We start from the raw sequence: 18,206 nt of genomic DNA on the forward strand, positions 1-18,206 counted from the left end.
AACTAACGATTTGGTGACCAAGTCCGGTCTCTATGGCCACGCACCAATTTTTCTTTCTGTATGCCGCACCATATTGGCGGACAGCAAGCGCGCGCGGAACCCTTCGATGATCGACAACGCCACATTGATGATAGCCATCGCGTTCTCGAGCGGCGCGCTGATGCTGACATTGGTGCTGAGCTGGCTGAACGCCCGCCGCGATGGCTACCTCATCTCCTGGGCTATCGGCCTGGCCTTCGTCGTCTTTGCCCTGGCCGCGCTGGGGCTGCGCAATGGCCGCTATGATCTTTGGGTACAGCTTGGCCCGTTCGTGGCGCTGATTTCGGGCATGGCGCTCATCCATGTCGGCACCTGCCAGTTCCGCACCGGCAGCGTAAGCCGGTTGACGGCGGCCCTGCTCTGGGTGGCGACCATGCTGGCAACCAGCCTGCCCTTCCTGTTCGGCCTGTCCGGCATCGGCACGATTGCGCTCAATCTCTCCTGCGCGACCTATATGATCCTTGCGGGATACCAGTATTGGGCCGGCCGCGCCGAGGCGCCCCTGCCGCTGGTTTCGGGGGCGTTCCTGTTCGTGCTGACCGGCGTGTCGTTCCTCGCCTGCGCCGCGCTGCTGGCGGTCGAGGGCCGCCTGGTGCTGACCACGCCGCCGAACAACTGGGCCGAGCAGTTCAACTCCATCATGGCCATTGTCGGCCTGACCGGCATCGGCGCCCTGTCGCTGACGCTCAACCAGTCCCGCGCCACCAGGCGCCACCGGTTGGAGGCCCAAACCGACTCGCTGACCGGCCTGCTCAACCGCCGCGCCTTGTTCGACCGCTTCGGCAAGGCCGAACTGCCGGTCGGCACGGCCGTCCTGATGTTCGATATCGACCATTTCAAGCAGATCAACGACCGCCAGGGCCATGCGGCCGGCGACGCCGTGATCCAGCATTTTGCCCATATCCTGCGGCAGAACCTGCGGGACGACGATTGCATGGCCCGCATCGGCGGCGAGGAGTTCTGCGCAGTGCTGCAGCCCATGGCGGTGGACCGCGCAAAGGCCATCGCCGAGCGCATCCGCGCCGATTTCGAACAGGCCACGATACGGCTGGTTTCCGAGAGCGTCCGCGCCACCGTCAGCGTCGGCGTAGCAACCGGCGGTGTCGATGAATCCTTCTCGTCGGTTCTGAACCGCGCCGATGCCGCGCTCTACCGGGCCAAGGACAGCGGCCGCAACCGCGTTACCGCGGCCCCGCTGCGACTCATCGCCTAGCCGGCCAGCGCCGCCCGCACCTTGCCGCTCGCCTTGCCGAAGTCGATCCGGCCCGGATAGTCGAGCTTGAGCTGGGCGATCACCTTGCCCATGTCCTTGGCGCCTTCCGCCCCGGTCGCCACGATCGCCGCCTTGATGGCCGCCTCGACCTCGTCCTCGGTCAGCCCCTTGGGCAGGAACTCGTTGAGGATGTCGATCTCTTCCTTTTCCACCGTGGCGAGGTCGGCGCGGCCGGCCTGCGCAAAGATGGCAAAGCTCTCTTCGCGCTGCTTGACCATCTTCTGCACGATGGCGAGGATTTCCTCGTTGGTCGCCGGCCCGCGATTCTCGGTGCGGATGGCGATATCCTTGTCCTTGATCGCGGCGGTGATGGCCCGCAGCGTCGCCGTACGCCTGATGTCGCGGGCCTTGAGCGCCGTTTTGAGCCCCTCGCTGAACTGTTCGCGCATGGGTTTTCGTCCTCTTGGCTTTCCGATTTGTTGGCCCCATATAGGCACAATAAGGCGGCCGCGCCACTTGCGCTGCTGCTTGCGGGCTTCTAATACGAGGCCTCAACCGACATCGAGATGAACCTGGAGGCCCACCGTGACCGGCTGGCAGCAATCCCCCGCGACCGCCCTTCTGATCCTTGCAGATGGTACGCGCCTGGAAGGCCGCGGCATCGGAGCGGTCGGCCACGCGGCCGGCGAAGTGTGCTTCAACACCGCCATGACCGGCTATCAGGAGGTGCTCACCGACCCCTCCTATGCGGGCCAGATCGTCACCTTCACCTTCCCCCATATCGGCAATGTCGGCACCAATGACGAGGATATCGAGACGGTCAACATGGCCGCGCTTTCCGGTGTCCGGGGCGTCGTGCTCAAGGCCGACATCACCAATCCGTCCAACTATCGCGCCGCCGAAAAGCTCGATGCCTGGCTCAAGAAGCGCAACATCGTCGGCATTGCCGGCATCGATACCCGCGCCCTGACCGCCCAGATCCGCGAACATGGCATGCCCAACGGCGTGATCGCGCACGAACCAACCGGCCTGTTCGACGAAGCCTCGATCGCTGCCGAGCTCAAGGCCTTTCCGGGCCTTGAAGGCCTCGACCTCGCCAAGGAAGTCACCACCGCCCAGACCTATCACTGGGACCAGACCGGCTGGGAGTGGAACAAGGGCTATGGCAAGCTCGAGAATGCCGACTTTCACATTGTCGCCATCGACTATGGCGCCAAGCGCAATATCCTGCGCTGCCTCGCCGACCAGGGCGCCAAGGTAACGGTCGTGCCGGCAACGGCCACGGCCGCCGATGTGCTGTCGCACAATCCCGACGGTATTTTCCTCTCCAACGGCCCCGGCGATCCGGCCGCGACCGGCAAATATGCCGTGCCCACCATCCAGAAGCTGATGGAAACCGGCAAGCCGGTCTTCGGCATCTGCCTTGGCCACCAGTTGCTCGGCCTTGCCCTGGGCGGCACCACGTCCAAGATGCACCAGGGCCATCACGGCGCCAATCACCCGGTCAAGGACCTGACCACCGGCAAGGTGGAGATCACCTCGATGAACCATGGCTTTGCCGTGGACAAGGCGAGCCTGCCCGCCGGCGTCACCGAGACCCATATCTCGCTGTTCGACCAGTCCAATGCCGGTCTCAGCGTCGATGGCAAGCCGATCTTCTCGGTGCAGTATCACCCCGAGGCCAGCCCCGGCCCGCGCGACAGCCATTATCTGTTCACGCGATTCCTCAACCACGTCCGCAAGCAGAAGGGCATGGCAGAGCTGCCCGAACACCCCGTCGCCGCAGCATGAGCTCCCTTCGGGGGAGGTGAAGAGGGCCTGACCCAACCTCACACATTCCCCGAGAACGTGTCGCAATCGCCCGGATTGCCCGAGGTGTAGCCGCGCTCGAACCAGGTCTTGCGCTGCGCCGACGTGCCGTGGTTGAAGGTCTTGGGCACGGCGAAGCCCTGCATGCGCTTCTGCAGGGTGTCGTCGCCGATCTGGTTGGCGGCGTTCAGCGCTTCCTCGATATCGCCATTGTCGAGCAGGTCTTCCTGCCCGGCATAATTGGCCCAGACGCCGGCATAGCAATCGGCCTGCAGCTCGACCCGCACCGAATAGGCATTGGCCTGTTCCTGGCTCATCGACTGCCGGCGCTGGTTGAACTCGGGCAGCACGCCGGTAATGTTCTGGATGTGGTGGCCCACTTCATGCGCCAGCACATAGGCCTGGGCGAAATCGCCCGGCGCGCCGAACTGCTCACGCAACTGATCGTAAAAAGCGAGGTCGATATAGACCTTCTGATCGCCGGGACAATAGAACGGTCCGGTGCTGGAATCGGCGGCGCCGCAGGCGGTGTTCACCGAATTGGAGAACAGCACCACGGTCGGCTCGGGATAGTCCTGGTCGGAGGCCTGGAACACTTCGGTCCACAAATCCTCGGTTTCCTTGACCACCACGCCGACGAAATCGCGCAGCTCGGCCTGTTCGCCGCTGGTGGGAAGCTGGCTCGATGAACTCGCCGATGGACTGCTGCCGGTACTCGATCCGCCAGTGAGAATATCGATGGGGTTGGTGCCGGTAACGGCCCAGATGATGCCCAGCACCACCACAATGCCGATCAGGCCGCCAATGCCGCCGCGCGACCCGCCGCCCGAGGGAATACGGATGCCACCGCCGCCCCGGCCGAACGGGCTTCCGCCCAGCCCGCCCAGACCGCCACCGGTCTGACCGCGCCGATCCTCGATGTTGGAACTCTGCTCGCGCCCACGCCACTTCATGGTGATTTTCTCCGATGGATACCCCAGCCTAGCAACAAGCCGGGCCGATGCAATCGGTTCCGATAGCCATGCGAAAGCGCCGCCTGCGATGCGGTTGTCATGGATGGGCGGACCCCGAGACGGCTGACGCCCCTGAGTAATTTAAGAGTGAGACGGAAACCGTCTCGGGGTGCCGGTTTTTGGAGCAGTAGACGGTGATCGCGCGTCCCAAACGCTCGAAGGGAGCGGCCGCTACTCGAACCTGCGCGGCAGCGAAGCCGGTTCTGGCGAGGGGGATAAGATGGATAAGTTTGCGCTTGGTGAATACCCCGATCCACCTTGCGGCCATGGCGCGATCTCGAGATGGATCCCGGCTCAAGGCCGGGATGACACCGAGGGTGGGGTGGCGAGGTGCCACTTTCACCGATCGTCATCCCTGGGCCTGACCCGAAGATGACATCGGGGTGGGCGGGTTCATGCCCACTGACAACGAGTTGTCATCCAACTGTCATAAATTGACCACTCGGTCAAAATTCCATAGCTTCATACCGCCGCCGTCATTCCACCGTCACCTATCGGCGGCAAGAGCATGCGCGCGCTTTAGGCGCGTCACGCGGGGCCAGGGGCCCAATCTCCGGGAGCGCGGCGCCCCCGGGACCAGTTCAGCCAATGAACGCTTCAGGGAGACACACATGAATTTCCTGCCAAAGATTTCTCGACGGACTTTCCTCGCGGGCTCCGCGAGCGTGGGGGCCATGGCCGCCATGCACCCTTTCGCCGCGCTGGCCCAGGCCAACCAAGCGCATCTGCGCATCATGGAAACGACCGACCTGCACGTCGCCGTCTTCCCCTATGACTATTATGCCGACGCCCCCAACGAGACGATGGGTCTGGCGCGCACCGCCTCGATCATCGAAGCCATCCGCGCCGAGGCCGGCAATTCGATGCTGATCGACAATGGCGACATCATCCAGGGCAACCCGATGGGCGACTACATCGCCTATGAAAAGGGCCTGGAAGACAATATCCACCCCATCATCGCCGCCATGAATACGCTGGGCTACGAGGCCGCGACGCTGGGCAATCACGAATTCAACTATGGCCTCGATTATCTCGACACGGCGCTGTCAGGCGCCACCTTCCCCTTCGTTTCGGCCAACCTGGTGCGCGGCGAACTGGCGGCCGACCCGCTCAGCGACGACACCTATATCGAGCCCTACCTGATTGTCGAAAAGCAACTGGCGGATGGCTCGGGCGGAACCAGAACGATCAAGATCGGCCTGATCGGCTTCCTGCCACCGCAGATCATGACCTGGGACGCGACGCATCTCGTCGGCAAGGTCAACACCCGCGACATCGTCGAGACCGCCAAGGCCTATGTGCCGAAGATGAAGGAAGAAGGCGCCGAACTGATCGTCGCCCTCTCCCATTCCGGCATCGCCGCCGACCAGACCACGGGCGCCGAAAATGCCTCGCTGCAACTTGCGGCGGTGGAGGGCATTGACGTGGTCCTGACCGGCCACCTGCACCTGGTCTTCCCCGGCCCGGACTTCGAGGGCGTCGAAGGCGCCGATACCGCCGCCGGTACGCTGAGCGGCAAGCCTGCCGTGATGGCCGGTTTCTGGGGCTCGCATATGGGCCTCATCGACCTGCTGCTGGAGCAGGATGCCGACGGCAAGTGGACCGTGGTGTCGCATACATCCGAAGCCCGCCCGATCTTCGAGCGCGTCGACGGCAAGGTGAACGCCCTGGTCGGGAACGAGGCCGAAGTGGCCGAGGCTGCGCAGGCCGACCATGACGAGACGCTGGAATATGTGCGCCGCGCCGTGGGCGAAACCTCGGCCCCGCTGCATTCCTACTTCGCGCTCGTCGCCGACGATCCGTCGGTGCAGATCGTGAGCCAGGCGCAGACCTGGTACATCGCCCAGATGATGAAGGGCACCGAATGGGAAAGCCTGCCGATCCTCTCGGCGGCAGCGCCCTTCAAGGCCGGCGGTCGCGGCGGCCCGGACTATTATACCGATGTGCCGGTGGGCCCGGTCGCGATCAAGAACGTGGCCGATCTCTACCTCTACCCCAACACGATCCAGGCCCTGGTCGTGACCGGCGCCGAGGTCAAGGACTGGCTGGAGCGCTCGGCCGGCATCTTCAACCAGGTCGAGAAGGGCGCCCAGGATGCGCCGCTGATCAACCTGGACTTCCCGTCCTACAATTTCGACGTGATCGACGGGGTCACCTACAGAATAGACCTCACCCAGCCGTCGAAATATTCCAGCGATGGCAAGGAGACCATCAACCCGGACGCCAATCGCATCGTGGATCTGCAGTTCAACGGCGCCCCGATCGACCCGGCGGCCAAATTCGTCATCGCCTCCAACAACTACCGCGCCGGTGGCGGCGGTTCGTTCCCCGGCACCGGCGCCGACCACATCATCTTCAAGGGTCCCGACACCAATCGCGACCTGATCGTGCGGTTCATCGTCGAGAACGGCACCATCAACCCGTCGGCCGACAGCAACTGGTCGCTGGCTCCGATCGGCGATACCACGGTGATCTTTGCCACCGGCCCCAAGGCGGCCGAGCACGTGGCCGACGTGACCGCCGTCTCGATCGAAGCCACCGGCGAAACCGACGCCGACGGCTTCGGCCTCTATCGCATCACGCTCTGAGCGCAGTGCTGGCAATCTGGCGGGGGAGCCGTTACGGCTCCCCCGTTGCTTTTTGAGGGATGACCATGCGGCACATACTGGCGGGCCTCTTGCTGCTGATGCTGGCTCTGCCAGCGCGCGCCGAAGTGCCGCTCAGTGGCACCTTTACCGCTACTGCGGCCTGTCCCGCCTACCAGTCCATCAACCGCCAGACCAATCCGGGCGCGGTGACGACCGAGCCCGGCACGGGTTATGAACTCCTGGCGGGCAACAAGGTCGCGCCCAGCCATTACTGGATCACCATACCCGGCGCCGAGCCGGAGCGGCGCTGGGTCGCCGTCGATTGCGGCACCACCGATGGCCAAGACCGGATCGCCGCGCCGGCGGCTGCGCCGGCGCCTGCCTATCGGGGCACGCAATATATCCTCGCCGTCAACTGGCAGCCGGCCTTTTGCGAGACCGCGCCGGGCAAGCCGGAATGCCGCAACCAGCGATCCGACAGTTTCGAGGCGACCAACTTCACCCTGCATGGCCTGTGGCCGCAGCCGCGCGACAATGACTATTGCAACGTGCCGGCCCGCCAGCGCCTGGCCAGCGAGGACGGCGACTGGCACGACCTGCCGGAACTGCGCCTGAGCCCCGGCCTGCGGCGCGATCTCGACCAAGCCATGCCCGGCACGCAATCGGGGCTGGACCGGCACGAATGGACCAAGCACGGCACCTGCTACGGCACCCCGGCGGAGGAATATTATGCCGATGCGCTGGACCTGATGCTGGCGCTCAACACCTCTGATGTGGCCGAACTGTTTGCCGGCAATATCGGCCGCAGGATTACCCTGGCCCAGCTGCGGCAGGCCTTTGACGACGCCTTCGGACCGGGCGCGGGCGAGCGCGTGACGATGGACTGTGCCCCCGATGGCAACCGCACCATCATCACCGAACTGACGATCGGCCTCACCGGCGACATTACCGGCCCCGAGGATTTCGCCACCCTGATCGCCGCCGCCAGCCCGACCGCGGGCGGCTGCAAATCCGGCATGGTCGATCCGGCAGGGCTGCGCTGAAGGCGGAATGACCGAAATCTTAACGCTGCCGATTCACGGGCGGGAAAGGCCTGCGGCATAGGCTCACCCGGTTTCCGCCGGAGCGACGCCATGACCGTCCCTGCCCTCGCCATTGCCAGCCTGGCCAAGAGTTTCGACCGGCCGGTGGTGGCCGATTTCGATCTCACCATCAGGGCCGGCGAGTTCTACGCCCTGCTCGGCCCCAATGGCGCCGGCAAGACCACCATATTGCGCATGGTGGCGGGACTGTTGCAGCCCGATGCGGGCGACATCGCCATCTTCGGCATCGATGCGCGGCGCGACCCCGTCGCCGCCAAGCGCGTGACCGCCTGGGTATCGGATGAACCCATGGTCTATGACCGGCTGACGCCGCTGGAATATCTCGAATTCGTCGCCGGCCTCTGGCAGATCGACGCCTCCACGGCCGAGGCCAAGGCCAATGAACTGATCGACTGGCTGGGCCTCAGGCCGCATGCCAACGAGCTGTGCGGCGGCTTCTCCAAGGGCATGCTGCAGAAAGTGGCTTTGGCCGGCGCCCTGGTGCATGACCCACGCCTCATCATCCTCGACGAACCGCTGACCGGGCTCGACGCCGGCTCGGCACGGCAGGTCAAGGATGTGCTGCTGGGCAAGGTGCGCGATGGCGTCACGGTCATCATGACCACCCATATTCTCGAAGTCGCCGAGCGCATGGCCGAGCGCATCGGCGTCATCAACCAGGGGCGGCTGATCGCCGAGGGCACGCTGGCCGATTTGCGCACCCGCATGGGACGGGAATCCAGCCTCGAAGACATCTTCCTCGACCTGGTGGCAGACGCCGCATGAGCGCAGCGCCCGCCTCGCTGGCCTGGTTTGCCCGTCACGAGCTGACCCTGGCCTGGCGCGAATTCGCCGCCATGATGACCGCCGGCCGGCGTGCCCGTGGCATCGGGCTGGCCATCTTCCTCGCCGGGGTCGCGGCCCTGCTGCATCTGATGGCCTTCGGTCTCGTGGCGCCCTGGGTGGCGCATGGCATCGTGCCGGACAAGGCAACGCTGGTGCTGCTGAGCGGCAGCGGGTTGCTGTTCTGGACGGTGATGCTGTCGCAGGCGCTGGAATCGGTAACGCGGGTCTATTACGCCCGTTCCGATCTCGACCTGATCCTCTCCTCGCCCGCTTCGTCGCGCCGGCTATTCGCTATCCGCACCGGTGCGGTGGCCCTGTCGACCATGGCGCTGACGGGCCTGCTGGCCAGTCCGCTGATCAACATGCTGGCCATTGTCGACGGGCCGCAATGGCTCGCGGCTTATGGCGTCGTGGTGGCGCTCGGCGCCCTGTCCACAGCCATTGCGCTGACCATCACCATCGCACTGTTCCGTCTTGTCGGCCCCAAGCGCACGCGGCTGATCGCGCAGATCGTCGCCGGCATTGTCGGCGCCGGTTTCGTCATCGGCATCCAGGCGGCGGCGATCCTGCATTACGGCAACATGAACCGCTTTGCCCTGTTCCAGTCGGCCGACCTGGTGGCCGCCGCGCCCGATATCGGCAGCCTGCTCTGGCTGCCGGCCCGCGCCGTTATGGGCGACGGCATGGCTTCGGCGGCGATGCTCGCCATCGGTCTCGGCGCGCTGGCGCTGGCCATTGCCGTCTCAGCATCGAGCTATGGGCAGCTGGCTATCTCGGCAGCCGGGCTCAACCACATTGCCAGCCGGCGCCGGCCATCGGCCCGCGCCTTCCGCCCGGCCTCGCAGCGCCAGATGCTGCGGCTCAAGGAATGGCGGCTGCTGCAGCGCGATCCCTGGCTGCTGTCGCAGACGCTGATGCAGATGCTCTACCTGGTGCCGCCGGCTTTGCTGCTGTGGATGAATTTCGGCCACGATGCCGGGGCGTTCGTCGTGGTGGTGCCGGTGCTGGTGATGGCGTCTGGCCAGCTTGCCGGCGGCCTCGCCTGGCTGGCTATTTCGGGCGAGGACGCCCATGACCTGGTGGTCACCGCGCCAGTTTCACCGCGCACCGTGCTCATCGCCAAGATCGAGGCGGTGCTCACCGTTATCGCCGTCGTGCTGGCGCCGCTGCTGGTGCTGATGGCGATCTCGTCGCCGCGCATGGCGCTGATCACCGCCATCTGCGCCGCCCTGTCCGCCGGATCGGCAACCGCCATCCAGCTGTGGTTCCGCGTCGTCGCCAAGCGCTCGATGTTCCGCCGCCGCCAGGTGGCCTCGCGCGCCGCAACATTGAGCGAGGCCTTTGCCTCGATCATGTGGGCCGGCACCGGGGCCCTGCTGGCGGCCGGATCATGGCTGGCCATCGGGCCAGCCATGGTGGCGATCGTGGTGGTCGGACTGGCCCGGCTGATCAGCCCGCGCCACCGCTAGCCCATCCGGGCCATGCTCGGCTCCGGCTGGCGCAGCACGGCCGAGAGGCCGATGCCCAGCAGCGACAAGGCCGGGAACAATGCGCCGACCCAGCCGAGATCGCTGGGCGTACCATATTGCAGCACCAGCCCCGCGATCAGCGAGCCGCCCGCAATGCCGAGATAGAGAGCCGAGGCATTGAGCGACAGCACCAGCGGGGCGTTGCCCGGCGAAAGGCTCAGCAGATAGCTCGACTGGGCCGGCGGAAAGGCCCAGCCGGTGGCGCCCCACAGGACGATCAAGGCGAAGAAGCCGGGCGCCATGAGGCCTGCCGGCAAATGTGCCGCCAGCGAGATCGCCACCAGCATGATGCCATTGAGCACGATGGCGCCGATGACGGTGGAGCGCGCGCCGATGCGGTCGGCCAGTTGGCCACCCGCGGCATTGCCGAAGGCGGCGCCGATGCCGAAGGCCAGCAGCACTGCCGGCACCAGTTCGCGCGGCAGGCCGATGGACCCGGTTGTGACCACCGCCAGATAGATGATGACGGTGAAGGCCCCGGCCAGGTTGAGCAGCGTCGTCAGCAGCGCGCCGGGCACGCCCGGCAGAGCCACCGCCGCGATGCGCTGGCGCAGCGTCAGCGACGAGCCGCGCAGGCCCGACGGCAACATGATCCAGATCGACGCCGCGGCAATGACGCCGAAGCCGGCGACCATGAAATAGCTGCCGCGCCAGCTCACCAGCCCGGCCACCAATGCGCCCAGCGGCGCGCCGAAGGCCACGGCCATGGTGGTGCCGCCGACGATGACGGAGATGGCGCGGGCGCGATGATCGACCGAGGAAATGGCGACGCCGGTGGCCTGTGCGGTTGCCGTATAGAGGCCGGCCGAGAAGGCCATCAGGATTCGCGCAGCCATCAGGTCGGCATAGCCTTGCGAGAAGCCGGCCCAGACCGCGCCCGCGGCAAACAGCAGGGCGGTGATGGTCAGGATACGGCGCCGGTCGGCCGTGCCGGTAAGCGCGGCGAGAATCGGCGAACCGAAGGCATTGGCCAGCGCGAAGGCGATGACGAGATAGCCGGCCTGGGTGAGCGTGACGCCAGTCGAAGCGGCAATGTCAGGCAGCAGGCTCGAAATGGCGAAGCTTTCGACGCCGATGGCGAAAGTGCCCACCGCCAGCCAGAGGAGACGGATATCCATGGGAATGGTCCTTGTTCAAAATTCATTGAACAATTGAACCTCGCACGCGGATGTGTCAATGCGCTAGTCCAACACTTATTGAACTAACCGGCCAAAACGGCTAGATATCAGCCATGTCCCTGCCGCATCCCGACGCCGACCAGATCGCCCTGCCCAATGTGCTCGCCGCCCTTGGCGACGAAACGCGGCTGGCCATTATCGGCTGCCTGGCCCGATGCGATGCGATGAACGGGCTGGTCTGCGGCCAGTTGGGGGGCCTCACCTCCAAGACCAACCTTACCTATCATGTGGCCAAGCTCCGCGAAGCCGGCGTCGTCAATGTGCGACCCGAGGGCACCAAGCGCCGCGTCACCCTGCGCCGCGACGATCTGGACGCCCGCTTTCCCGGTTTTCTCGATACGGTGATCGCCAGCGCCATCGACCTGCCACTGGTTGACATCACACTCCGGCAATTGCACGAGGCCGTGCAGGCCTGACCAGGAGGCCGATCATGACGGAACTGACTTTCCGGGACGCGGTTCCCGCCGACATCGCCACGATTGTCGGTCTCAGCTACGCCGGCGATGCGCGCGGCAAGGATACGCCGCCGCTCGATCCGGCGACCCTGACCGACCCGCGCTACCGCGCAGCTTTCGACGAGATCGCCGCCGATCCCAACCATCGCCTCATCGTGGCCGAGCGCAATGGCGAGATTGTCGGTACTATCCAGATCAGCTTCATCCCCGGCATGCCCAATTTCGGCATGAAGCGGGGCCTGCTGGAAAACGTGCATATCCGTGCCGACCAGCGCGGCAGCGGCCTCGGCACCGAAATGGTGACCTGGGCCATCGAGCGCTGCCGCGAGGCCGGGTGCGGGCTGGTGCAACTGACGTCGAACAAGCTCCGCCTCGATGCGCATCGCTTCTACGAGAAGCTGGGCTTCACCAAGAGCCACGACGGCTTCAAGCTGCGGCTCTAGCGTTCACCACAGGCTGTTATTGGTCGCCGGATCGCTGCCCGTCTTGCCGTCGGGGCGGTCGAGACCGGCGATGGTGGCCATGTCATCGCCATCCAACTCGAAGCCGAAGACGTCAAGATTGGCCTTGATGCGATCGGCGTGGACGGATTTGGGGATGACGATCAGCCCCTGCTGCAAGTGCCAGCGAATGATGACCTGCGCCGGCATCTTGCCATGCTTGCTCGCAATTCTGGCAATGGTGTCGTTGTCGAGCACTGCGCCGCTGCCCAGCGGGCTGTAGCTCTCGATGGCAATGTCGTGTCGGGCATGGAATTCCCGCACGTCGCGCTGCTGGAATTCGGGGTGAACTTCGATCTGGTTGACGGCCGGCGGCACACCGCTGTCGCCGATGATGCGTTCGATATGCTCGGGCAGAAAATTGGAGACGCCGATGGAGCGGATGCGCCCATCTCGCTGCAACTGCACGAAAGCCTTCCAGGTATCCGAATACCGATCATGCGCCGGCACCGGCCAGTGGATGAGGAACAGGTCGAGATAATCGAGGCCCAGCCGCTCGAGCGAGCCCATGAAGGACTTGAGCGTCGCATCATAGCCCTGATCGCCCGTACGAAGCTTGGAGGTGATGAACAGGTCTTCGCGCGGCACCTCGCTGGCGGCAATGGCCTTGCCGACGCCCGCTTCATTGTCGTAGCCCTGCGCCGTGTCGATGGCCCGGTAACCAGCTTCGATGGCGGTCGCCACCACCTTTGTTACCTTGTCATTATCCACCTGCCACACGCCAAAGCCGAGCTGGGGAATGGTCTTGCCGTCATTGAGTGCAATGTCTGGAATAGTGGCCATCTCGATATCCTGTCAGGTGAAGGGCGGCAGCTAAACCAGTATGGCGATGCCCATGAAGGCGAGGATGAGGAGCAATGCGATGCCGATAAGCATGATGGCGAAAATGATCTTGGCCAGCGTGGCGGCACCAGCAGCGATGCCGGTAAAGCCCAGACCACCGGCCACCAGGGCGACGATTACGAGTATGATGAGCAGTTGAAGCATGACTTGACCCTGGCCGCGTGATTTTGCTTCCCTAACGCATGGCGGCATGGCCCGTTCCCGTCGCCGATTGATCCATTCGCCCCGGAGGCCGCAATGGCCGACACCAATATCAAGAACCGTACCGAAACCGTGCTGAAGCCAGCGCGACCGCCGCTGCACAAGGTTATCCTGCTCAATGACGACTTCACCCCGCGCGAATTCGTGGTGCGGTTGCTCAAGGCCGAATTCCGCGTGCCCGAGGCGCAGGCCGGCATCATCATGCTGACCGCACATACCAAGGGCGCCTGTGTCGTGGCGGTGTTCACCAGGGAGGTGGCCGAGGAAAAGGCCACGCGCGCCACCGACTCCGCCCGCCAGCACGGCTATCCGCTGCTGTTCAGCACCGAGCCGGAGGAATAGGCTCAGGCCGTGCCGAAGCGCAGCTTCGACCGCTCCCGGTGCTTGGCGGCTTCGACCTCCCGATCCTTGGGCGGCGCATTGGTTTCCATCGACTTGAGCAGCTTGCGCACGACCTTTTCGATATCCTCCACCGCCTCGTGAAACGCGGCTTCGTTGACCTTGGATGGCGCGCTGTAGCCGGAAATCTTGCGCACGAATTGCAAGGCCGCGTCGTGCATCTCGTTGCGCGTGGCGGGCGGCTCGAAATTGAACAATGGCTTGATGTTGCGGCACATGGGGCTTTACTCCGGACTTCGGCGGGAAAGCTACACCCGGTCGATGTTTCCCGCCAAGCCGGTCAGTCGATGCCGGCGAAAGGGTCGCGCCAAGCATCGATGGCATTGAGCCGGTCGTGCCACGCCACGATATTGCGATAGCCTTCCAGCGGGATGCGGCCCGGCTCGGCAAAGGGGAGCGCCGAGGCCACGCGGAAATCGGCATAGGTCAGGCGATTGCCAACCAGCCACGGGCGGCCGGCCAGCGTCTGGTCGAGAATGGCGGCGAAGCGGTGAAAGTCCTGCTCTATGCCTGCGACCACAACCGGGTCGGGCGGCCCCATCCAGGACAGGGCGGTGAAATTGTGCCAGACCAGGCCTGCCCCGGCGACAGTGAAGTGATGCGCGCTCCAGCTCACCCACATCTGGATGTCTTCGGCATGCGCGTCGGGCCAGAAATCGCCACCCGCCAGCCGTGACAGCCGCAGCGCGATGGAATCCGCCTCCCAGCGCGGCTTGCCGTCTTCCACCAGCAGCGGCGCCAGCGAATTGGGATTGAGCGCCAGGAAGGCGTCACGGTCAGCACCCATCGGCTCATAACGGATGAACTCGACCGGCGAAGCCAGATGCCGCGCCACGGCCACCGCGACGCGCGGGTTGATATTGTGCGTGTAGTAGAGCTTGCGGTCGACCATCACGACCTCCGCGCGAAAAAGGCCGAACGGTCGAGGCCGGTCCTGCTGTGCCGTTCATCGGCCAGAGGCCGGATTTCCAGCGTCACCAGGCCCTCCAGCGGGCCGGGTGCGGCGATGGCCACCGCCTCCTCGATGCTGCCGGCCTCGATGAGCATGAAGCCGGCGACGAATTCCTTGGTTTCGGCATAGGGGCCGTCGGTGCGGCCCGATGGCCGGATCACCACCGCGGTTTCAGGCCCCTGCAGCGGGCTGGCGGCGATGAGCTTGCCCGACGCAAACAGCGCGTGATCCTCTTCGATGCAGGCATCCTTGATGGCGATATGCTCGGCCTTGGTCAGCGTATCGGGGCCGGCGCCGGCATAGACGATGCAGAGATATTTCATTCGATTGTCCTCCATCTGATGCAGCTAGTCGGTGGCGGCGGCCCCGGATCGACATGATGGAATGAAATTTTCTGCCTGTCTTGCCCATCGCCTCGCGAACGCCGACACTGACACATCGAACTTGTGATGGTGCTGGAATGGCTTACGGCGTGCATGCCTATGCGGACGACCCCCGCAATGGGGATATCCTGATCGCGGTGAACGACACGCTGAAGCCACGCAAGGAGGCCGTGGTCTCGGTCTTCGATTCCGGTTTCGTATTGGGCGACGGCGTGTGGGAGGGCCTGCGGCTGCACAAAGGCGGCATCCCCTTCCTGTGGGCGCATCTGGAACGGCTCTATGAGGGCGCCAAGACGCTGGATTTTTCCGTTGGACTTACACCCGATGCGCTGGTCAAGCGCATCTTTGACTGTCTCGCCGCCAACGGCATGAGCGATGGCGTCCATATCCGCCTGATGGTGACGCGCGGCATCAAGGCCACGCCCTACCAGGACCCGCGGGCGACGATCGGGGACGCGACCATCGTCATCATCCCCGAATACAAGACGCCCTCGGACAAGCCCGACGGCATCAGCCTCTTCACCTCGACCATCCGCCGCACCGCGCCTGACATGCAGGACCAGAAGCTGAACAGCCATTCCAAGCTCAACTGCATCCAGGCCTGTATCCAGGCGGCCAAGGCCGGCGCCGACGAAGCGCTGATGCTCGATCCGCAGGGGTTCGTCGCCACCTGCAACTCGACGCACTTCTTCATCGTGCGGCGCGGCGAACTCTGGACCTCGACCGGCGACTACTGCCTGGGCGGCATTACGCGCGGGAACATTATCCGCGTGGCCGAGGAAGCCGGCATTACCGTGCGGCAGAAGAATTTTTCGCTGACCGATGTCTATGGCGCCGACGAGGCTTTCGTCACCGGCACCTTCGCCGGCCTGACATCCGTGCGGGAAGTCGATGGCCGCCGCATGGGCCATCCGCTGACCGGGCCGGGGCCGATACCGGGCGAGATGACGCTGCGGCTGCAGGCGCTCTATCGCGCGCTGATCGAACGGGAGACCTGGCGGCCATGACGCGCCGCATTGCCATGTGGTCGGGGCCGCGCAACCTCTCCACCGCCATGATGCGCGCTTTCTCGTCGCGGTCGGACTGTGCCGTGAGCGACGAGCCCTTCTATGCCGCCTATCTGGCGGCCACGGGCATCGTCCATCCGATGAATGACGAAGTGCTGGCGAGCCAGCCCCAGGATCCGCACCGCGTCGCTGCCGACATGCTGGGGCCAGTGCCCGGTGGCAAACCGGTCTGGTACCAGAAGCATATGGCGCACCACATGGTCGATGGCTTTCCGCTCGACTGGATGGACGGGGTGACCAATGTGTTCCTGCTGCGGCGGCCGGAACGGGTGCTCGCCTCCTATGCGCAGAAGCGCGAGGATGTGAGCCTGCGCGATATCGGCTTTGCCGAGCAGGCGGCGCTGTTCGATCGCGTGGCGGACCGGCTGGGCAAGGCGCCGCCGGTGGTGGATTCCGAGGATGTGCGGCGCGATCCGCGCGGGACGCTATCGGCTTTGTGCGCGGCAATCGATCTGCCGTTTGACGAGGCGATGTTGGCTTGGCCGAAAGGCCAGCACAAGGATGACGGCGTCTGGGCACCGCATTGGTATGGGGCGATCTTCGACAGTACAGGCTTCACGCCGCCGGATGAGAAGGTGGTGGAACTGCCGGGGCAGTTGCGTGATATCGCTGATGAGGCGCGGGTGTTTTATGAGCGGATGGCGGCGTTTAAGGGGTGAGCCTACCAGCGCCGGTCCCAAATTCGGCCTGACCCGAGGGTGATGGCCAGTGGACAACCAACCCTTCCCCACGCCCGCAAAACCTTCTACCTCTCGCCCATGAGCACCCCCTTCGAAATCTACCTCGTCGCCACGCCCGGCCTCGAAGCGCCACTTTGCGACGAGGCCCGCGCGGCCGGCTTTGATGCGCGCGTGACCGATGGCGGCGTGGCCTTCATGGGCAGCTGGCCCGATGTGTGGCGGGCCAATCTCGCCCTGCGCGGGGCGACGCGCGTGCTGGCGCGGGTGGCCAGCTTCCGCGCCATGCATCTGGCGCAGTTGGACAAACGCGCGCGCAAGGTGGAATGGGCCAGCCTGCTGCGGCCGGACGTGACGGTGACGGTGGAGGCCAGTTGCAAGCGCTCGCGCATCTATCATGCCGGGGCGGCCAGCCAGCGCGTGGCCAAGGCCATATCGGAGGAGTTGGGCGCGCCTGTCGCCGAGGATGCGGCTTTGCGCGTCATGGTGCGGATCGAAGATGACCTCGTCACCATCAGCCTCGATACAACTGGGGAATCGCTGCACAAGCGCGGCTTCAAGGAGGGCGTGGCCAAGGCGCCGATGCGCGAGACCATGGCGGCGATGTTCCTCCGCCAATGCGGCTATGACGGCACCCAGACGGTGCTCGATCCGATGTGCGGCTCGGGCACATTCGTCATCGAAGCCGCCGAAATCGCGCTGGGGCTCAAGCCCGGACGGTCGCGGGCTTTCGCCTTCGAACACCTGCCCAGCTTCAACCGCAAGGCGTGGGACGCGATGCGCGCCCCGGCCCCGCTGCGCGAAACCACCCTGCGCTTCTACGGCTCCGACCGCGACCCCGGCGCCATCCGCATGGCACGTGAGAATGCCGAGCGAGCCGGCGTGTCCCATGTGATGCAATTCGAGCAGCAGAGCATCGAAACCCTGTCACCCCCCAATGGCCCGGCCGGCCTCATCATCATCAACCCGCCCTATGGCACCCGCATCGGCAACAAGGCGCCGCTGCTGGGGCTGTATCGGACCATGGGTAGTGTGATCCGCGCGAAATTTGCCGGCTGGCATGTGGGGATCGTCACGACGGACAAAGATTTGGCGAAGGCCACGGGGCTGGGGCTGGAACTGGTGGAGCCGACCGTGCTGCATGGGGGGCTGCGGGTGGGGCTGTGGCGGAGAAAACAGCCATAAACTTATCCCCATGCTTTGCTGTTCGGCGAAAATGATCCTTCAACGCGGTGAGATCATGAAGCATGATACCAAAATACAATGAGCTCTTAGAGGCAAAGAGCACCTTACTTGACCTCAAGATGCACGTTATTGCAGCTCAGATACAATCTGTGCTGCGCAAATATCGACCGGGTCAGCCCAGGGTGCCGGCAGGACAACCCACAGGAGGTCAATGGACGGATGACATTTCTGCCGATGATCGTATCCA

The 18,206-nt window shown here is 64.8% G+C and carries 20 protein-coding genes; 12 read left to right on the forward strand and 8 right to left on the reverse strand.

What is annotated here, in order from left to right; all coding sequences use genetic code 11:
* Positions 1 to 106: 106 nt before the first annotated feature.
* On the forward strand, positions 107 to 1,252 hold the full coding sequence (locus tag ASD04_RS06720; protein ID WP_056254396.1) for a GGDEF domain-containing protein: 1,146 nt from the start codon (positions 107 to 109) through the stop codon (positions 1,250 to 1,252).
* Here the strand turns inward: ASD04_RS06720 and ASD04_RS06725 are convergent.
* Positions 1,249 to 1,701 carry a GatB/YqeY domain-containing protein gene (locus ASD04_RS06725; RefSeq protein ID WP_056254397.1) on the reverse strand — a complete coding sequence of 151 codons (453 nt, stop codon included), beginning with the start codon at positions 1,699 to 1,701 and terminating at the stop codon, positions 1,249 to 1,251. The two genes, ASD04_RS06720 and ASD04_RS06725, sit on opposite strands and share 4 nt — an antisense overlap.
* Before the next feature lie 136 nt (positions 1,702 to 1,837).
* On the opposite strand from ASD04_RS06725, the gene carA reads away from it, so the two are divergent.
* Positions 1,838 to 3,043 (forward strand): glutamine-hydrolyzing carbamoyl-phosphate synthase small subunit, encoded by a 1,206-nt coding sequence (gene carA / locus ASD04_RS06730; RefSeq protein WP_056254400.1) that lies wholly within the window; start codon positions 1,838 to 1,840, stop codon positions 3,041 to 3,043.
* Between the two features lie 38 nt (positions 3,044 to 3,081).
* Here carA and ASD04_RS06735 read toward each other — a convergent pair whose 3' ends face one another.
* Positions 3,082 to 4,014: a neutral zinc metallopeptidase gene (locus ASD04_RS06735; RefSeq protein ID WP_056254406.1), complete on the reverse strand. Its 933-nt coding sequence runs from the start codon at positions 4,012 to 4,014 to the stop codon at positions 3,082 to 3,084.
* 671 nt (positions 4,015 to 4,685) lie between these two features.
* Between ASD04_RS06735 and ASD04_RS06740 the strand changes: the two genes are divergently transcribed.
* From ASD04_RS06740 to ASD04_RS06755, 4 genes are all read left to right on the forward strand, one after another.
* The gene (locus ASD04_RS06740) at positions 4,686 to 6,662 is read left to right on the forward strand and encodes a bifunctional 2',3'-cyclic-nucleotide 2'-phosphodiesterase/3'-nucleotidase (protein WP_056254410.1); all 1,977 of its coding nucleotides are present in this window, start codon (positions 4,686 to 4,688) and stop codon (positions 6,660 to 6,662) included.
* A gap of 65 nt (positions 6,663 to 6,727) precedes the next feature.
* Complete coding sequence (locus ASD04_RS06745; RefSeq protein ID WP_056255461.1) at positions 6,728 to 7,705, forward strand: hypothetical protein; 978 nt, start codon at positions 6,728 to 6,730, stop codon at positions 7,703 to 7,705.
* Positions 7,706 to 7,795: 90 nt separating this feature from the next.
* Positions 7,796 to 8,530: an ABC transporter ATP-binding protein gene (locus tag ASD04_RS06750; protein ID WP_056254413.1), complete on the forward strand. Its 735-nt coding sequence runs from the start codon at positions 7,796 to 7,798 to the stop codon at positions 8,528 to 8,530.
* Positions 8,527 to 10,059, forward strand: coding sequence for a hypothetical protein (locus ASD04_RS06755; RefSeq protein ID WP_056254416.1), 1,533 nt, complete (start codon positions 8,527 to 8,529; stop codon positions 10,057 to 10,059). Before ASD04_RS06750 ends, ASD04_RS06755 begins: the two co-directional genes overlap by 4 nt.
* On the opposite strand, the gene ASD04_RS06760 is transcribed toward ASD04_RS06755, so the two are convergent.
* Positions 10,056 to 11,237 carry an MFS transporter gene (locus ASD04_RS06760; protein WP_056254418.1) on the reverse strand — a complete coding sequence of 394 codons (1,182 nt, stop codon included), beginning with the start codon at positions 11,235 to 11,237 and terminating at the stop codon, positions 10,056 to 10,058. The genes ASD04_RS06755 and ASD04_RS06760 overlap by 4 nt on opposite strands.
* Before the next feature lie 113 nt (positions 11,238 to 11,350).
* Here ASD04_RS06760 and ASD04_RS06765 point away from each other — a divergent pair, with 113 nt between their 5' ends.
* Together ASD04_RS06765 and ASD04_RS06770 are read left to right on the forward strand one after the other, a co-directional pair.
* A complete protein-coding gene (locus ASD04_RS06765) occupies positions 11,351 to 11,713 on the forward strand; it encodes a helix-turn-helix transcriptional regulator (protein WP_056254421.1) in 363 nt (120 codons plus the stop codon).
* 14 nt (positions 11,714 to 11,727) lie between these two features.
* A complete protein-coding gene (locus ASD04_RS06770; protein WP_056254425.1) occupies positions 11,728 to 12,195 on the forward strand; it encodes a GNAT family N-acetyltransferase in 468 nt (155 codons plus the stop codon).
* A 3-nt stretch (positions 12,196 to 12,198) separates the two neighbouring features.
* Here the strand turns inward: ASD04_RS06770 and ASD04_RS06775 are convergent, their stop codons facing one another.
* Together ASD04_RS06775 and ASD04_RS19100 are read right to left on the reverse strand one after the other, a co-directional pair.
* Entirely contained in the window at positions 12,199 to 13,035 is an 837-nt protein-coding gene (locus tag ASD04_RS06775) for an aldo/keto reductase (RefSeq protein WP_056254429.1), read from the reverse strand.
* A 30-nt stretch (positions 13,036 to 13,065) separates the two neighbouring features.
* Positions 13,066 to 13,239 carry a DUF1328 family protein gene (locus tag ASD04_RS19100; protein WP_082531041.1) on the reverse strand — a complete coding sequence of 58 codons (174 nt, stop codon included), beginning with the start codon at positions 13,237 to 13,239 and terminating at the stop codon, positions 13,066 to 13,068.
* A 93-nt stretch (positions 13,240 to 13,332) separates the two neighbouring features.
* Between ASD04_RS19100 and clpS the strand changes: the two genes are divergently transcribed.
* Complete coding sequence (gene clpS, locus ASD04_RS06780; RefSeq protein ID WP_056254432.1) at positions 13,333 to 13,638, forward strand: ATP-dependent Clp protease adapter ClpS; 306 nt, start codon at positions 13,333 to 13,335, stop codon at positions 13,636 to 13,638.
* Positions 13,639 to 13,640: 2 nt separating this feature from the next.
* On the opposite strand, the gene ASD04_RS06785 is transcribed toward clpS, so the two are convergent.
* The 3 genes from ASD04_RS06785 to ASD04_RS06795 form a co-directional block, all read right to left on the reverse strand.
* Positions 13,641 to 13,913 carry a DUF2277 domain-containing protein gene (locus ASD04_RS06785; RefSeq protein ID WP_056235970.1) on the reverse strand — a complete coding sequence of 91 codons (273 nt, stop codon included), beginning with the start codon at positions 13,911 to 13,913 and terminating at the stop codon, positions 13,641 to 13,643.
* Positions 13,914 to 13,975: 62 nt separating this feature from the next.
* Entirely contained in the window at positions 13,976 to 14,587 is a 612-nt protein-coding gene (locus ASD04_RS06790; RefSeq protein WP_056254436.1) for a glutathione S-transferase family protein, read from the reverse strand.
* Positions 14,587 to 14,970, reverse strand: a complete 384-nt coding sequence (locus tag ASD04_RS06795; protein WP_056254438.1) for a YciI family protein — start codon at positions 14,968 to 14,970, stop codon at positions 14,587 to 14,589. Before ASD04_RS06795 ends, ASD04_RS06790 begins: the two co-directional genes overlap by 1 nt.
* Positions 14,971 to 15,107: 137 nt before the next feature.
* Between ASD04_RS06795 and ASD04_RS06800 the strand changes: the two genes are divergently transcribed.
* The 3 genes from ASD04_RS06800 (at position 15,108) to ASD04_RS06810 (ending at position 17,959) form a co-directional block, all read left to right on the forward strand.
* Positions 15,108 to 16,037 (forward strand): aminotransferase class IV, encoded by a 930-nt coding sequence (locus ASD04_RS06800; protein ID WP_056254441.1) that lies wholly within the window; start codon positions 15,108 to 15,110, stop codon positions 16,035 to 16,037.
* On the forward strand, positions 16,034 to 16,756 hold the full coding sequence (locus ASD04_RS06805) for an HAD family hydrolase (RefSeq protein ID WP_156461141.1): 723 nt from the start codon (positions 16,034 to 16,036) through the stop codon (positions 16,754 to 16,756). The genes ASD04_RS06800 and ASD04_RS06805 overlap by 4 nt, the downstream gene beginning before the upstream one ends.
* A 99-nt stretch (positions 16,757 to 16,855) precedes the next feature.
* Positions 16,856 to 17,959 (forward strand): RNA methyltransferase, encoded by a 1,104-nt coding sequence (locus ASD04_RS06810; RefSeq protein WP_056254445.1) that lies wholly within the window; start codon positions 16,856 to 16,858, stop codon positions 17,957 to 17,959.
* Positions 17,960 to 18,206 lie beyond the last annotated feature (247 nt).

It is taken from the genome of Devosia sp. Root436, assembly GCF_001426345.1.
Classification (GTDB): domain Bacteria; phylum Pseudomonadota; class Alphaproteobacteria; order Rhizobiales; family Devosiaceae; genus Devosia.

What these genes read in the sequence shown, in the direction of transcription:
- ASD04_RS06740 (WP_056254410.1), top strand. Translation starts at nt 4,686, where the DNA reads ATGAATTTCCTGCCAAAGATTTCTCGACGGACTTTCCTCGCGGGCTCC.
- ASD04_RS06775 (WP_056254429.1), bottom strand. Translation starts at nt 13,035, where the DNA reads ATGGCCACTATTCCAGACATTGCACTCAATGACGGCAAGACCATTCCC.
- ASD04_RS06750 (WP_056254413.1), top strand. Translation starts at nt 7,796, where the DNA reads ATGACCGTCCCTGCCCTCGCCATTGCCAGCCTGGCCAAGAGTTTCGAC.
- ASD04_RS06770 (WP_056254425.1), top strand. Translation starts at nt 11,728, where the DNA reads ATGACGGAACTGACTTTCCGGGACGCGGTTCCCGCCGACATCGCCACG.
- ASD04_RS06755 (WP_056254416.1), top strand. Translation starts at nt 8,527, where the DNA reads ATGAGCGCAGCGCCCGCCTCGCTGGCCTGGTTTGCCCGTCACGAGCTG.
- ASD04_RS06745 (WP_056255461.1), top strand. Translation starts at nt 6,728, where the DNA reads ATGCGGCACATACTGGCGGGCCTCTTGCTGCTGATGCTGGCTCTGCCA.
- ASD04_RS06720 (WP_056254396.1), top strand. Translation starts at nt 107, where the DNA reads ATGATCGACAACGCCACATTGATGATAGCCATCGCGTTCTCGAGCGGC.
- ASD04_RS06785 (WP_056235970.1), bottom strand. Translation starts at nt 13,913, where the DNA reads ATGTGCCGCAACATCAAGCCATTGTTCAATTTCGAGCCGCCCGCCACG.
- ASD04_RS06795 (WP_056254438.1), bottom strand. Translation starts at nt 14,970, where the DNA reads ATGAAATATCTCTGCATCGTCTATGCCGGCGCCGGCCCCGATACGCTG.
- ASD04_RS06810 (WP_056254445.1), top strand. Translation starts at nt 16,856, where the DNA reads ATGAGCACCCCCTTCGAAATCTACCTCGTCGCCACGCCCGGCCTCGAA.
- ASD04_RS06790 (WP_056254436.1), bottom strand. Translation starts at nt 14,587, where the DNA reads ATGGTCGACCGCAAGCTCTACTACACGCACAATATCAACCCGCGCGTC.
- ASD04_RS19100 (WP_082531041.1), bottom strand. Translation starts at nt 13,239, where the DNA reads ATGCTTCAACTGCTCATCATACTCGTAATCGTCGCCCTGGTGGCCGGT.
- ASD04_RS06800 (WP_056254441.1), top strand. Translation starts at nt 15,108, where the DNA reads ATGGCTTACGGCGTGCATGCCTATGCGGACGACCCCCGCAATGGGGAT.
- ASD04_RS06805 (WP_156461141.1), top strand. Translation starts at nt 16,034, where the DNA reads ATGACGCGCCGCATTGCCATGTGGTCGGGGCCGCGCAACCTCTCCACC.
- ASD04_RS06725 (WP_056254397.1), bottom strand. Translation starts at nt 1,701, where the DNA reads ATGCGCGAACAGTTCAGCGAGGGGCTCAAAACGGCGCTCAAGGCCCGC.
- ASD04_RS06765 (WP_056254421.1), top strand. Translation starts at nt 11,351, where the DNA reads ATGTCCCTGCCGCATCCCGACGCCGACCAGATCGCCCTGCCCAATGTG.
- clpS (WP_056254432.1), top strand. Translation starts at nt 13,333, where the DNA reads ATGGCCGACACCAATATCAAGAACCGTACCGAAACCGTGCTGAAGCCA.
- ASD04_RS06735 (WP_056254406.1), bottom strand. Translation starts at nt 4,014, where the DNA reads ATGAAGTGGCGTGGGCGCGAGCAGAGTTCCAACATCGAGGATCGGCGC.
- ASD04_RS06760 (WP_056254418.1), bottom strand. Translation starts at nt 11,237, where the DNA reads ATGGATATCCGTCTCCTCTGGCTGGCGGTGGGCACTTTCGCCATCGGC.